Annotated in this window: 12 protein-coding genes; 4 read left to right on the forward strand and 8 right to left on the reverse strand. The window is 59.1% G+C overall.

Annotation, left to right across the window (positions count from 1 at the left end):
- Window positions 1-22: 22 nt before the first annotated feature.
- Window positions 23-1069, reverse strand: a complete 1047-nt coding sequence (locus ACTAQJ_RS21925) for a LacI family DNA-binding transcriptional regulator (protein ID WP_498699388.1) — start codon at window positions 1067-1069, stop codon at window positions 23-25.
- Between the two features lie 433 nt (window positions 1070-1502).
- Here ACTAQJ_RS21925 and ACTAQJ_RS21930 point away from each other — a divergent pair, with 433 nt between their 5' ends.
- The 4 genes from ACTAQJ_RS21930 (at window position 1503) to ACTAQJ_RS21945 (ending at window position 5054) form a co-directional block, all read left to right on the forward strand.
- The gene (locus ACTAQJ_RS21930; protein WP_498699390.1) at window positions 1503-1976 is read left to right on the forward strand and encodes an SRPBCC family protein; all 474 of its coding nucleotides are present in this window, start codon (window positions 1503-1505) and stop codon (window positions 1974-1976) included.
- Between the two features lie 36 nt (window positions 1977-2012).
- On the forward strand, window positions 2013-2894 hold the full coding sequence (locus ACTAQJ_RS21935) for a hypothetical protein (RefSeq protein ID WP_498699392.1): 882 nt from the start codon (window positions 2013-2015) through the stop codon (window positions 2892-2894).
- A gap of 65 nt (window positions 2895-2959) precedes the next feature.
- Complete coding sequence (locus ACTAQJ_RS21940) at window positions 2960-4006, forward strand: LacI family DNA-binding transcriptional regulator (protein WP_498699393.1); 1047 nt, start codon at window positions 2960-2962, stop codon at window positions 4004-4006.
- A gap of 49 nt (window positions 4007-4055) precedes the next feature.
- Entirely contained in the window at window positions 4056-5054 is a 999-nt protein-coding gene (locus tag ACTAQJ_RS21945) for an aldo/keto reductase family protein (protein ID WP_498699395.1), read from the forward strand.
- A gap of 341 nt (window positions 5055-5395) precedes the next feature.
- Here the strand turns inward: ACTAQJ_RS21945 and ACTAQJ_RS21950 are convergent, their stop codons facing one another.
- The 7 genes from ACTAQJ_RS21950 to ACTAQJ_RS21980 all read right to left on the reverse strand — a co-directional run bounded on the left by ACTAQJ_RS21950 (window position 5396) and on the right by ACTAQJ_RS21980 (window position 13448).
- The gene (locus ACTAQJ_RS21950; protein WP_498699397.1) at window positions 5396-6382 is read right to left on the reverse strand and encodes an ornithine cyclodeaminase family protein; all 987 of its coding nucleotides are present in this window, start codon (window positions 6380-6382) and stop codon (window positions 5396-5398) included.
- Window positions 6379-7119: a GntR family transcriptional regulator gene (locus tag ACTAQJ_RS21955; protein WP_431116230.1), complete on the reverse strand. Its 741-nt coding sequence runs from the start codon at window positions 7117-7119 to the stop codon at window positions 6379-6381. The genes ACTAQJ_RS21950 and ACTAQJ_RS21955 overlap by 4 nt, the downstream gene beginning before the upstream one ends.
- A 57-nt stretch (window positions 7120-7176) precedes the next feature.
- Complete coding sequence (locus tag ACTAQJ_RS21960) at window positions 7177-7956, reverse strand: amino acid ABC transporter ATP-binding protein (protein WP_431116228.1); 780 nt, start codon at window positions 7954-7956, stop codon at window positions 7177-7179.
- The gene (locus ACTAQJ_RS21965; RefSeq protein WP_431116226.1) at window positions 7953-8876 is read right to left on the reverse strand and encodes an amino acid ABC transporter permease; all 924 of its coding nucleotides are present in this window, start codon (window positions 8874-8876) and stop codon (window positions 7953-7955) included. Before ACTAQJ_RS21965 ends, ACTAQJ_RS21960 begins: the two co-directional genes overlap by 4 nt.
- Window positions 8873-9796, reverse strand: a complete 924-nt coding sequence (locus ACTAQJ_RS21970) for an ABC transporter substrate-binding protein (RefSeq protein ID WP_431116224.1) — start codon at window positions 9794-9796, stop codon at window positions 8873-8875. The genes ACTAQJ_RS21965 and ACTAQJ_RS21970 overlap by 4 nt, the downstream gene beginning before the upstream one ends.
- A gap of 92 nt (window positions 9797-9888) precedes the next feature.
- Window positions 9889-11574 (reverse strand): amidohydrolase family protein, encoded by a 1686-nt coding sequence (locus ACTAQJ_RS21975; RefSeq protein WP_431116223.1) that lies wholly within the window; start codon window positions 11572-11574, stop codon window positions 9889-9891.
- Window positions 11575-11843: 269 nt separating this feature from the next.
- Window positions 11844-13448 (reverse strand): ATP-binding protein, encoded by a 1605-nt coding sequence (locus ACTAQJ_RS21980; protein ID WP_431116222.1) that lies wholly within the window; start codon window positions 13446-13448, stop codon window positions 11844-11846.
- Window positions 13449-13468 lie beyond the last annotated feature (20 nt).

Raw genomic sequence — 13468 nt, forward strand, 5'->3', positions numbered from 1 at the left:
AAGACCTCAGTGGATTTTTATTTCAAGCGGCAGATGTTGCCAGCGAGGCGCTGTCCGTGGATCCGCCGGAGGACTCGCGGACTTGGAGGGAGAAGCCCGTTTCAATCTCGTTGGCCTCCGGGCCATCGCCGCCCTGTATGCGCCGCAGGAGCATCTCAACAGCTGCCTGGGCGATCTGGTCCCGCCGTGGATTGATGGTGGACAAAGTCGGCAGGGAATACTGCGTTTCATCCAGGTCATCAAAGCCGACGATCGCTACATCCTTCGGGATGTGCAGCCCGGCCTCTTGGAGGACGCGCATGGCGCCCAGCGCCAAGGTGTCATTGAAGGCAAACACCGCGTCAAAGTCCAATCCGTCGGCGAGCATCCGCGTCATTGCGGCGGCACCGCCCCTCCGGTGCCAGGAATCGGCGTAATAAACCAGCTTGGGATCGAAGGGCACTCCGGCGTCTTCCAGTGCGGCCTTGTATCCGTCCAAGCGAAGTTCCGCGGACGCGACAATATCGCCCTCGTGAGCACCCAAGGCCACAACCCTGCGTCGGCCGATGCTCAACAAGTGCTCCGTGGCGGACTTTGCTCCCGCAGTGTTTGCCATGGTGACGCGATCCACTTGGCCCTCGAAGGATGTATCACCCAGGACAACCAGCGGCGTGTCCACTCCCTTCAGAATTTCCGTATCCGCAGATCCCAAAGTCAGAGAGCTGTAGATGATGCCGTCCACCATGTGCCGGTGTTGGCCACGAAGGGCTGCCAGCTCATTTTCACGACCACTGCCGATCGGTTCAATGAGGACAGCGATTCCCTTGGCGGCAGCGGCACGCATCACGGCGTCCGCGAGTTCAGCGAAATAGGCCGTGGTGAGGTCCGGGATGATGAGCCCAATGACCCCAGTACGCCCGGACCTCAGATTCCTCGCGGAGAGGTTCGGCCTGTACCCCAGCTGGTCAATGGCTTCCTGGACCCGTGCCCGCGTTTCTTCGCGCAGCTGCGGGTGGCCATTAATGACGTTGGACACCGTCTTGATGGAAAAACCGCTGACCCTGGCGACGTCCCGGATAGTGACAGACATGGCCGCTCCTTTCCCTGCGCAAAGGGCCGGAATCGCCCTGATGACAGGGTACAACGTTGGAAGCAAGACGGTACAACGTTGGTAGTGCTGTCTCCGGAAACAACTGAAAATTGCTACCAAAGAAGTGACTGCTGCCTCCGCGCTGTGGGCCTCGTCGGATCCTTGCCCCACAACATATCGAGGTCTAGCCTAAAAGCGGGAGCAGGTCCAGAGGTGGGCAGCGGCCTCCCTTTCTTGAGGAAACAGTCGATGTCGATCATCTCTGATCCCTACATTCCCGGCGATTGTCCATCGCCCGGACGAAGTCCATCCGACTATCCTCAGGCACTCCACTTGGAGATCACAGCCATTCTGAACCTACGCGTACTCCAGCGCGCCTTGAGGCCTACCGCTGTCCGCTGCTTGCGGGCAGCACCAACAAATAGGAGGAAAAATGGAAACCGTTGAAGAAACCATTGATGTCGCCGTCCCGGTACGCACGGCCTATAACCAGTGGACCCAGTTTGAGTCCTTTCCCCAGTTCATGTCCGGTGTAGAGTCCGTGACTCAACTGACTGACACCACCAACCACTGGGTCACCAAAATCGCTGGTGTGGAACGCGAATTCGATACCGAAATCGTCGATCAGGAGCCTGACGACCGGATCGCCTGGCGCAGTACAGACGGCAAGTCACACGCCGGCGTCGTGCGGTTCACCCGGATGGATGATAATCACACCAAGGTCAACGTCCATTTTGAGTGGGCACCGGAAACGTTTACCGAAAAGGCAGGTGCGGCCTTGCAGATCGACGAGATGCAGGTCAAAGCCGATATGCGGAAGTTTAAGGACTTTATCGAATCCCGGGGGACAGAAACAGGTGCTTGGCGCGGTGAGGTGGACGACAGCGGTCCGGGCGGACAGCTTTAGTAGACCCGCTTCGAACGTCTTGGAAGGCATTATCTGATGCGAAGAGTTCAAGCGCTTGCAGTATTTGCAGTTGCAGCAGTGGCTTTGGCGGGGTGCAGTGGTGGCGGGGGCAGTGCAGCAAGTCCTTCATCTGCCACTACCTCGTCAACGTCCGCCTCGACGGCGGCCCAGGAGAAGGTCTACAGCGAGGATGAGTTGCGGGAGCTAATCTCCGGTATGAGGGATGGAGATGGCAACGAGCTCAAGCTCTATTCCAAGGAGCAGGTTGACCAAGGTGGCAAGATCGCCGACCTCCTTTTGAATACGGCCAGTGTTGATCCTGGGGATTGCAAGGACATCGCCACGGCAGGGCTCGTAGACAAGGTCGAACACGGGGATGTTGCCGTCGCCCTGTCCGACAGTGATCAGCCCCGGTCCCTGTCCGCGCAATCCGGTAAAGAGGGTCCTGACGCGGAGAAAGTTCTCAAGGACATCAGCGGCACCATGGATAAGTGCGCAAAGTTCACTGTGAAAGCCGTGGGCCAGACATATGAAGTCTCCAGTGAGAAATTAGACGCCAAGACGAAGGCGGACGAAACGTTCGGGACAATCAGCACCCGTTCCGACGAAAGCCAGAAGAAGCTAATGCAGGTCTCCGCGGCTGACGGGAGGTTGCTGGTGGTCGCCACCAAGAGTGGGCCAAGCCTGGGCGATCCTGACCAGAAGGAACTCGAAGACCTGATCAACAAGGTGCTTGAGAAAGCCGAGGGCGGTAGCGAAACTCCCAGTGCAATGATGACCAGTTCGTCCAGCAGCATGACCAGTTCGCCGAGCAGAACGGCCACTTCGACGTCGTCCGCCTCGCCGACGTCGACACCAACCATGAGCACATCGGAGGGCAGCGTTACTTCATCACCGTCGCCAAGCACATCTCCTTAGAGGTCCAGTTAGGTTCAATTCGCAAGCGCTTGCGTTAATCTGGCGTTGCCACTACCGTCGTTCCCATGTCATCAACAGTGGATGCGGTTGCGGAACGTGCGAATGTCTCGGTATCAACAGTCTCGCGTGCCTTGCGGGATATGCCGGGTGTTTCGCAAGAGACGCGCAAGCGCGTGCAAGAAATCGCGAGGGAACTAGGCTATGTTCCCTCGCTGGCTGGTTCCCGCTTGGCAACTGGCCGCACGGGAGCCATCGCGATTGTCACTCCCAACCTCTCCAAATGGTTCTTTGGCCAGGTGTTGGCATCGGCGGGGCGTGTGCTTCGCCAAGCAGGCTTTGACGTCTTGTTGTACGAACTCGCGGACACTGCCGCGCGGGAGCGTTTCTTCGCGGGGTCCAGCCTTACCGGGCGAGCTGATGGAGTGTTGGTCTTTGCCTTGCAGCCGACTCCGGAGGAACTGGCCACCCTTGAAGCCCAGAACTTACCGCTCGCGTTTTTGGGGTCGGGAACTCCTGGCAGGTCTGGTGTTCGGGTAGACGACCACGCGGCCGGGCGGGCAGCAGCCCGGCACCTCATCAATTTGGGGCACGAACGCATCGCTTTCGTCGGAATTCGCGAGGCTGCAGGCAGCACGCTGGGTGGTGTCCCGCCGGCCAACCGTTTGAGGGGCTACCGCGAGGCACTGGCTGAGGCAGGGCTGGAGCCCAGTCAAGACCTTGAGGTCCACGAGGAGAATTCAACGGCTGGCGGATCAAGGGCTATGTCCCAGTTGTTGTGCGCGGAAGTAGCCCCTACCGCGGTCTTCGTAGCGTCCGACGAAATGGCTTTTGGCGTGCTGCGAACCCTGAATGCAGGCGGAATCATAGTTCCGGGCGACATGTCGGTCATTGGCTTCGATAACCACGAACTCTCCGAGATTCTCGACCTGACCACCATGGACCACTCGGTCGCCCTGCAGGGGTCCGAAACTGCGCGGCGGTTGCTGGCTTTGCTAGCGCCCGACGCCGGTGCGGAGCCGGATTTGGTGCTGTCCGCCCAACTTATTGTTCGCGGCACTACAGCGCCACCATCTCCCTTGCGAGGCAGGCGAGCTGTCACACCACCTGCCTAAGAATCACATCCCACAGCCAACAATCACACGTATGAAAAGGACTTGATCCATGGAATATCGCAAGCTCGGCGCCTCCGGCATGTACATCAGCGAACTGGCCTACGGCAACTGGGTCACCCACGGCGAACAGATCGATCAGGAGGCGGCAACATCCTGCGTACGGCAAGCACTGGATCTTGGGATCACCACATTCGATACTGCCGACGCTTACGCGGGAACCCGTGCAGAATCGGCCTTGGGCGAGGCCCTCAAGGGGGTTCGGCGTGAGGGCTTGGAGATCTTCACCAAGGTGTACTTTCCCACCGGTGAAGGAAAGAACGATCGTGGGCTCTCGCGTAAACACATGATGGAGTCAATCAACGGCTCGTTGCGCAGGCTCGGTACGGATTACGTTGACCTCTACCAAGCCCACCGCTACGACTATGAGACGCCGCTTGAGGAGACGATGCAGACATTTGCGGACATCGTCCGGGCCGGCAAGGCACTTTACATCGGTGTTTCCGAATGGACTCCGGACGAGATTCGCGCTGGCGCCGCACTTGCCAAGGACCTTGGTGTCGGCCTGATTTCGAACCAGCCCCAATACTCAATGCTGTGGCGGGTCATCGAGGAGGAAGTCGTTCCCACGTCCGAGGAGCTGGGCTTGGGACAGATTTGCTGGTCCCCGTTGGCCCAGGGCGTCCTGACAGGCAAGTACTTTCCCGGCAAGGGGGCGCCCACGGATTCGCGCTTCACCACCGAGGACGGGACTTTGAAAGACGACCACAAGTTCATGCGTCCGGAGGTGCTGGAGAAGGTCCAGGAATTGCAGCCAATTGCCAAGGAAGCAGGACTGTCCATGGCCGCCCTCGCAGTGGCCTGGGTATTGCAGAACAACAACGTCTCGGCAGCGATCGTGGGGGCGTCCAAGCCCGAGCAGTTGGTGGACAATGCCACGGCTTCGGGAGTGAAACTTGATGCCGAACTGCTCACGAGGATTGATCAGGTTTTGGAGCCGGTGATCGAGCGGGATCCGGGGAAAGTGGAGTCGTTCCTGACCCGTCCGTAAACTTTTCTTGAATCGCCCTTCGGAGCGATTCAAGAGACGGCAGGCTTCGGGGACCGTCCGTCGTCGGATAGATCCGGCAGCTCAGCGCGGGGTCTCCGAGTACCGGAAAAAGGTCCTGTCCGTCGATCTGGAACGTGGGGGAGCCATGGAAACCGAGCGAGGATGCTTCCTCCTCGGAGTCCACCACCACGTGCACCATGCCGGTAACCCCGGCCAGCCTCAGTGCCTGTTCGAAGAGTTCCTGAGCGGCCGGGGCATGGGGACATTCCTGAATTGTCAGTAGCTCCGCGCCCATGCTCAATTATCCAACACTCCGTTCGTGAGGGGTTGCCGTGCATTCATCACCGGGACATATCAATACTGGTTCCCAACCCATGAAGGACCGCAGCGTCGTACAGCAGCCGGCCGATTGCCAGGTCAAGCATCCCGATTCCCACCGAATTGAAGAGCGTAATGTCGTCCTCGCGCTCACGTCCGGTCAACTCGCCGGCGATGACTTCGCCAAGCTCACCCCTGACGTCGTCCACCGACATGACGCCTTCGGCCACGGCCATCATGAGGTCGCCTGACTTCTCTACCGCCGTCGGCATGCTGTCCACGAACACCCGTGACCGCCGCATCCCCTCCGAATCGATTTCCCGGTGGGTGGGACGGGGCCGAGCGCCGACAGAGTTGACCTGCAGCCCCGGACGGAACCACTCACCATGAACCAGCGGCTCCACGGACGGCGTCAAAGTGCAGAGGACGTCGGCTGCCTCCACAACTTGCTGGACACTCGATGCCCTCACCAGTTCGATCGGGTGATGCGCGGTCCTGGCCTCGAATGCCGCCAAGGTAGTGGCGCTTCTTGACCACACCACTACCTCTCGAATGGGAAGAACAGCCATCAACGCTTCAACGTGGGCGATCGCCAGGGCGCCTGCGCCAACCAACCCCAGAGTGGAACTGTCAGGCCGGGCAAGGAACCTGCTGGCCACGGCGCTCGCGGCTGCAGTTCGAATTCGAGTAGGCACCCGTCCGTCCAGAAGGGCGAGTGTTTCTCCTGTCCGTCGATCGGCCAAGAGGATACTCGAGCGTTGGGTAGGCAGCCCCTCATCGTGGTTCGCCGGGATATCGGAAAGCAGCTTCACCGCCGCCAGCTGCTGGGTTTCTGCCAGTCCGGCCATGAGTAAGTAACGCGCCTCCGACGACGGCAGGTGCAGGGAAAGCGGACCGGGCTGAAGTGCAGTGCCGCGGGCAATGTCACCAAAACCGCGTTCGACGGCGGTAATGGTGTCGGGCATGCTGGCCAGGGATTCGAGTGTGGATGCTGTGAGAACAAGTGTCATGAGTGCCTCTGTGTCCGGGGTTGGAAGGAGCTAGGGGGTCGCGCAGTTTGCGGACGGCGGGATGGAAGCCTTCCTTCCAACTGGGCAATAGCAGGAGCCCGGCTGTGTTCGATGTGGGCGACGGCCAAGGCCGAGGCCAGCTCTGTTTGCCCCATGCATATCGCTTGGCACAGAGCCCGATGTTCCTGGCAGAGCACCGAGGCGTCCTGTTCCACCACATTCCCGAAAAGCCAGCGCATGCGGTTGGCGACGGGCCTAATGACCGAAGTCAGCAGTTCGTTGCCCGTCAGCCGGAAGATTTCGTCGTGTATGGCGATATTTGTCCGCGCCCGCAGATCGGCATCCTCGCTGTCGACGAGCGATTCTGCGTGGGCCATGACCGTGAGCAGCTGATCTGGAGCGGCACCATCGGCTACCTGCCTCGCGGCAATGCTTGCTGCTGAGACTTCGATGCTGAGCCTGATATCGAATACTTCATTGACATCCTGAATGGTCATTTGCCGAACAACGGCACCGTGCCGTGGCCCTGTGGTGGTGTAACCATCGGCCTCGAGCTGAAGCAGGGCTTCCCGGACCGGCACACGGGAAACGTTGAGCTCAGAGGATAGCTCCCGCTCCCGGAGCCAGGTCCCGGGCGTCAGGTCCCCGCTGATAATCCGGTCTCTTATGTGCAAATAGGCCAAGGCTGTGCGTGATGCTGAAACTGGAACATCATCCACGGCTTCACGGTCTGTCATAGGGTCGTGTTCCTGTTCTGGTGGCGCGGGGTCCGGGCCTTGCCGGACCCCACGCTTTCACTTGACGTGACGAAGGAAATTGGCTGTTCGCTCATTGGCTGGATGGTCGAGTACCTGCGCTGCCGGTCCTGATTCGACAATCCGGCCTTCATCCATAAAGACCACTCTGTCCGCGACTTCCCGGGCGAAACCGATTTCGTGGGTCACGATGATCATCGTCATCCCTTCCTCAGCCACCCGCTTCATGACGGCCAGTACGTCGCCCACCAATTCCGGGTCCAGGGCGCTGGTTGGTTCGTCGAACAACATCAGTTGGGGTTTCATGGCCAGCGCGCGGGCGATTGCTACGCGTTGCTGCTGTCCACCGGAAAGTTGGGCTGGGTAGGAGTCCCGTTTCAAGGACAGGCCAACCTTGTCCAGCGCATCCAGCCCTTGTTTGATTGCCTCTGCTTTCGGGAGGCCGAGGACCTTCCGAGGTCCATAGGTGACGTTTTGCAGGGCCGTCATGTGATTGAAAAGATTGAAATGTTGGAAGACCATTCCAATCCTCCGACGCATCAGTGCAGCTTCTTGTTCGGTGTGTTCGTACAGCTGCCCTTTGCGGGTAGTGAACCCCACCCGGTCACCGTCCACGTTGATGGTGCCGGACTCGATTGCCTCGAGCCCGTTGATGCACCTTAACAATGTGCTTTTGCCGGAGCCTGACGGGCCGAGGACACAGACAATTTCACCTGGTTCTACTGTCATGTCCACACCGCGAAGGATGTGATTGCGTCCGAGCCATTTGTTGACATCCCGGGCTGACATCAAGGGTGCCTGCTCTTGAAGTACCGTCATGGCCGTCCTGCCTTCCGAAATGAGAACCGGGAGGATGCTCCCTCCGGATTGAACTTCCGCTCCAGGAAGTACTGGCCCACGCTGGCGACGCTGACCAGGATCAGGTACCAAACTGTGGCGACGATGAGCAGGGGAACGATCTTGAAGTTTTGTCCATAGATCAGTTGGGTTTGGGTGAGCAGGTCGCTGCCACCGATGGCTGAGACCAACGAGCTTGCCTTCAGCAGTCCGATGAATTGATTTCCGGTGGGCGGAATGATGACCCTGATGGTTTGGGGCAGGACGATTCGGCGAAGGGCTTGGCCCCGGGTAAGGCCGATGCTAAGTCCCGCCTCAGTTTGGCCTTTGTTGACCGAGATGATGCCGCCGCGAATGATCTCCGCCATATATCCGGATTCGGCCAGCGACAGGGCACAGAGGCCTGCGGTGAAACCTGAGATCAATTCATTCGTGTCTGTCCCCAGGATGGTTGGGTAAAGCACGGCGAGATTGAACCAGATGAGGATCTGTACCAGCAGGGGCACGCCCCTGAAGAACCAGACATAGAGTTTGCCTACTGCTGACGCCACACGGTTTCTGCTTTGGCACATGAGGGCGACGCCGAAGGCCAGAACCACGGAGATCAGCATGCTGAAGACCGCGAGTTCCAGGGTGACTGCTATGCCCTTGAGGATGGCTGGATGGAACATGAACTGGCCCACGCTGGCCCAGTCAAGCTTTTCATTGCCGGCCTGCGTCCAGCAGAATGCGCCGATGATTGCCAGGATCAGGGCTGCGGTGGCCCATTGTCCGTATGGTTTTCGCCTTCTTGCCTTTTCTCCGGATACTCTCTGGGGCTCGTCCGAACTACGTTGGGGAGTTGTGAGAGGGGAATCGGTGGCCAAATGCACTTTTGTCAGCGCTTCATTATTAGTGGTCATTTGGCGAGGTTGATTCCGGGCTTTGGCAGATCGATGACAGCAACATCCCACTTCTTCAGGATCTCGTCATACGTGCCGTCGGCATGGATGGCCTCGGTTGCCTTAAGAAAGGCGTCGCGTAATTGCGGGGTCTGCTTATTGAAGATCATGCCGAGGAAGACTTTTTCCTCGAAATTCACCGGCACAGACTCCAGCTTTCCACCGGTCTCCCTCTGGACTACGGACACGGCCATGTCGGGCCAGAACATGGCGTCCACTCGCCCGGAGGTTAGCGCCAGGTTCTTATCGCTTCCGGTGGGGAAAGTCACCAGTTCCGGGGCAGGCTTGCCTTCGGCGGTGCACGCCTCGGCCATCAGTTTGACCAGGCGTTCGTCGTCGTTGCCTTTGACCCCGCCGATCTTGATTCCGCAGCCGCCATTGACCTCACTGGTGATCTTCTTTGGGTTGCCTTTGGCCACCATGAAGACCGTTCCTGCCACTTGGTAGTCCACGAAATCAACTTTTTCCTGGCGCCCGGGACGGTCCGTCATTCCAGCAATGGAGGCGTCAAACTTGCCGTTCTGCACGCCAACCAGAAGCTGGTCGAAAGGGACCTTCTGGTAGGTGACTTTCAGCCCCAGCTTGGCGGCCATCGCGTTCATCAGGTCAATATTGAATCCCTTGACGCCGTCTTCGCCGATCGGAGTGTAATTGGCGGGTTCAAAGTCCGGCTGCGTGCCTACAGTGATCGAGCCTTTTGCTTTGAGGTCCGCGGGAAGCAGATCGCTCAGGGACGCATCACCGCTTGCTGCCGGTTCCACCTTGGTGGCTGGCTGCGCGGCGCCACCACAAGCGGCGGTGCTTGCAAGTATTCCGAGCAGAAATGTCGTTACAGCGACCTTCTTCCAGCATTCAGATACCTGGGGAGCAAAGTTCTTCATTGATCTATCTCCTAACAATTTGAAGGGAACAACATGGTGAAAATTGGGCAGCACGGAATAACCCGGGGTGAACCGGGAATTACAGGAAGCGTTTAGCTCAGGGAAGCGGCTGGGATCAGGTCGCTGCGGGGCTCGTCGACAAAGACGCCGTCGGCTGCCATGTCGTCCCAGATTCTCTGGACCACCTTGCCGGCTTTGTGGACCAGGGCGGCCTCGTCAACGATAGTCAGGGCGCCGTCGCGGACCTGCCACTGGCCATCTGTCATGACGTTCCTGACCGAGAGCCCGTTGGCGTACATCAGGTGGTTCAGCGGTTCGCGCGGCACGGTTCCAACACCCACAAACAAACCACTGACGTCGATGCTTGTCAGGTCGGCTTTCGCTCCCACGGCGATGCGTCCCAGATCTTCACGGCCAAGGCCCCTCGCTCCGCCCAGCGTTGCTGCTTCGACGGCGGTCCAGATGGACGGGCGGACCATGGGCACTGGGGTGGAATCACCCAGGAAGTCAGCGCGGATGCGCCCATAGATAACCGCCATCTTCAGGTTTTCGATGTAGTCGTTGGAGTGGGTATCCAAGCCGATACCGGAATTGACACCCGCACCCAGGACCTCCGGCCACGGCCACTGCGCAGGCGTTACTCCCGCTCCCGTCCCCGAAGGGCAGTTGGCAAACGTGAAGCTGGAGTTCGCCAAGAGTGGAAGGTCCCGCTCAAAATCGATACCCAGCAGATGTGCCCCGAAGACGCGAACGGACCCATCGAAGATACCCATGCTGTGCAGCCACGGTATTTCATCCTGGCCCCACAGCCTGTTCATTGCTACCTTGTCGGGTTGAGGCGCCCGGCCATATCCGGCCTGCAGGTGAATGTGCAGACCGTGCAGCTCTTGTGCCGCTGACTTCATTGCGGCAAAAGTTTCCGGCGTGTGCACAGCGTTCGTTGCAGGCGCCATCATGGGAAGGATCCGACCATCGTCAACGCCATTGATGGTGCGGGCGTAGTCCAGGTTTTCTTGGATTTCTGCCAAGGTTTCGGGCACAGAATCGAACAACACTTGATCGTCCGTACCGCGTTTCCATATGGGCAGGATCCGCTTCATCCCCGGGACAGCGCCTGAAGGGTAGCCCCGGATGCCAAACTCGCGGGCAACACGGACGTATGACTGCATTGAGCGGAGGCCCTTGGACATTTCCACTTGAGTGGTACAGCCACCGCGAAGAATTTCAGCGAGGTTCAATGCGGTCATAGTGTCCAGATCTTCGTCCGGAAGGTCTTCAAGGAGCACCATGGCCTTGAGGAATTGCCGTCCCTGCCGCAGCGGCGCACCCTTGCTCATTGGTGTCAGGTTGCCTTCAACATATCCTCGGGTGGCTGCTCCTCCGGCCACATGGCTGTGCATGGAGATCAGCCCCGGAAGTAGTAGTTGTCCTGGCATATCCACACGCTCGTCAGTACTGCCCGTGCGGGGCCTTACTTCCTCAATTCGACCGTTCTTGACCACAACCTCGTGATCGGCCAGGAGAACCATCTCGTCATTGATATGCGCCAAGAGCCAACTCGGGGCCAGAACCAGGGGGCGGCTTTGGTCACGGAAGGCATCAGCTCCGAATCCTCGCATCTTCGCCAGAGCAGACTCGCGCTGGACTTTATCCGTCAGTAGCCCGGTTGGATGAGCCTGGCCCGGGAGAGGGTCGGTTTCTTCTTCGAGTCCCACATTGCCGCCACAGTTGGCGCAGCCAGCTCCGGCCTGTGTCGATGCCACTTCAACTTCTGCCATTCGTCTTCCCTCATCGTCGAGGCGTCCAGTCAGGTGGATGCCGAATAGCGCTGACGGTATACCAAACTCAAATGGAGCGTCAATAGCAGTGCCAATTTCTGCACAGCGTCGCGAAGTGATGCCGAGCCGAGTGCGGTCTTGGCATACCAGTAGGCTATTGCGCTGAGCTCAGGGCAGGGTCTATCGTGATGTGGATAACAAAATTTTGACGATCGTCACGATATCGATGAAGGAGGATTGCTGGCGCCTGCGGAACGGCAACTCTGCAGCTAACGCGGAACGGTGACCGTGACGGTGGTGCCGGACCCCGGCCGGCTGTTCAATCCGATCGTTCCACCATGGGCTTCGATGATGGCTTTGCTGAGTGGCAATCCCAGGCCGGCCCCGGGTATTGCCGATTCCATTGCCTGATCGGCCCTGAAGAACTTGGTGAAGGCTTCGTCTTGTTCTTGTTCCGTCATACCGATCCCATGATCGCGCACGGAGAGCTCCACCTCGCCGTTATTTCCCCGGAGACCGATCACCACCTGGGTGCCTTCGGGCGAGAACTTGATGGCGTTGGATAGCAACTGCTCAATCGCTTTGGAAAACTGGCCGGGGTCCACATCTGCCGCCACGTCGCCGTGGATTTGCATGGCAATGGTGATACCCCTTGCGGCGGCCGCCGGCCGGGCATTCTTGACGGACTCCTGGAGTAGTTCGGAAACGTTGGTGGGCCTGCGACGCAGTTCGAGGTCTTCGGACGCGACAAGGAGCAGATCGTTGACAAGGGTTAGCAGACGTTCAGCGTTCCGTTCGATGATTCCCATGAACGCAGGATTTGGCTGGTCGTCGAGTATTTCCAGGTAACCAAGGATGGACGTGAGCGGGGTTCGAAGTTCGTGGGAGATCGTGGCTACGAACTTGTCGCGCGCTGTTTGCGCCTTCACCAGCGCCGTGACGTCAGTGAAAGCAATGATGGAACCCTTCAACTGGCCCGCTTCGCCGAGCAGTGGACGCGCGGCGGCCGAGAAGGTCCGCTGCTTCTCCCCATCGCTTACCCGGACCAGTCTGTTGGTGAAACTGGCGCCTCGGACAGCAAGATCGGCAGGACTATTCCGTTCTTCATCGGAGTGACCAGTCCCAATGGTGAACGGGTTCTCGGCGTCCGTCGATTCCTGCGCCCAAGAACGGTCCGCGCGAAGGCGACGGTTGGTGAGAATGTCAGCACCGTTGGCGTCCATGGCCCAGACACCAACGTTGACCGTTTCAAGGACGGTATCCAGGAGTTGTGCGTGTTCTTTGGTTGCACCATGGAGCCGCACCAATTCCTGATCCTTACGGTCCAGCCGCTCGCCGTGTTTGATCAGCCCGCGGGCAACTGCATGCCCGGAGATGGCCAAACCGGCCATGATGGCAGGGAAGACGATCATGCGGATCAACTCCGACCGTTCAACCTCGTGACCCAACACGAGCGGCGAAGCAACGGTGGCGCAAAGTGGTGCCAAGATAGCCAGGGCCAGGCGGACCTTGCTGGCGCTGACGGACAGCCAAATCACCGGGAAGGCCATGACCAGTCCCACGACGCTGAGAACGGGACCACCAACCTCGCGCAGGAGGCCGAGAGCAAGACAATCCAGTAAGGGGATGAGGACGAAGCTCCATGTGGGAAGGCGGTTCCACGGAAGAACGAGGCATGCCGCCAGGATCGCGACTTGCAGAAAAAGGACCAGGATGAAGGCAGGATGTAAGACGCTTGCGGGGTTGAAGAGAACCGCCAGGAAAACAATGAAGGCCACCGTGGCCATCAGTGGCAGTTGGCACAGCACAATCGCCCTGCGCGTTCCGATTCTGCTGAAATAATCCTCCAGCGGCAAGAAAACGCTATCCCCCATAGCCAAGCACCTTCCATCCC

Source organism: Arthrobacter sp. alpha11c (assembly GCF_054149985.1).

What these genes read in the sequence shown, in the direction of transcription:
- ACTAQJ_RS21925 (WP_498699388.1), bottom strand. Translation starts at nt 1,069, where the DNA reads ATGTCTGTCACTATCCGGGACGTCGCCAGGGTCAGCGGTTTTTCCATC.
- ACTAQJ_RS21930 (WP_498699390.1), top strand. Translation starts at nt 1,503, where the DNA reads ATGGAAACCGTTGAAGAAACCATTGATGTCGCCGTCCCGGTACGCACG.
- ACTAQJ_RS21935 (WP_498699392.1), top strand. Translation starts at nt 2,013, where the DNA reads ATGCGAAGAGTTCAAGCGCTTGCAGTATTTGCAGTTGCAGCAGTGGCT.
- ACTAQJ_RS21940 (WP_498699393.1), top strand. Translation starts at nt 2,960, where the DNA reads ATGTCATCAACAGTGGATGCGGTTGCGGAACGTGCGAATGTCTCGGTA.
- ACTAQJ_RS21945 (WP_498699395.1), top strand. Translation starts at nt 4,056, where the DNA reads ATGGAATATCGCAAGCTCGGCGCCTCCGGCATGTACATCAGCGAACTG.
- ACTAQJ_RS21950 (WP_498699397.1), bottom strand. Translation starts at nt 6,382, where the DNA reads ATGACACTTGTTCTCACAGCATCCACACTCGAATCCCTGGCCAGCATG.
- ACTAQJ_RS21955 (WP_431116230.1), bottom strand. Translation starts at nt 7,119, where the DNA reads ATGACAGACCGTGAAGCCGTGGATGATGTTCCAGTTTCAGCATCACGC.
- ACTAQJ_RS21960 (WP_431116228.1), bottom strand. Translation starts at nt 7,956, where the DNA reads ATGACGGTACTTCAAGAGCAGGCACCCTTGATGTCAGCCCGGGATGTC.
- ACTAQJ_RS21965 (WP_431116226.1), bottom strand. Translation starts at nt 8,876, where the DNA reads ATGACCACTAATAATGAAGCGCTGACAAAAGTGCATTTGGCCACCGAT.
- ACTAQJ_RS21970 (WP_431116224.1), bottom strand. Translation starts at nt 9,796, where the DNA reads ATGAAGAACTTTGCTCCCCAGGTATCTGAATGCTGGAAGAAGGTCGCT.
- ACTAQJ_RS21975 (WP_431116223.1), bottom strand. Translation starts at nt 11,574, where the DNA reads ATGGCAGAAGTTGAAGTGGCATCGACACAGGCCGGAGCTGGCTGCGCC.
- ACTAQJ_RS21980 (WP_431116222.1), bottom strand. Translation starts at nt 13,448, where the DNA reads ATGGGGGATAGCGTTTTCTTGCCGCTGGAGGATTATTTCAGCAGAATC.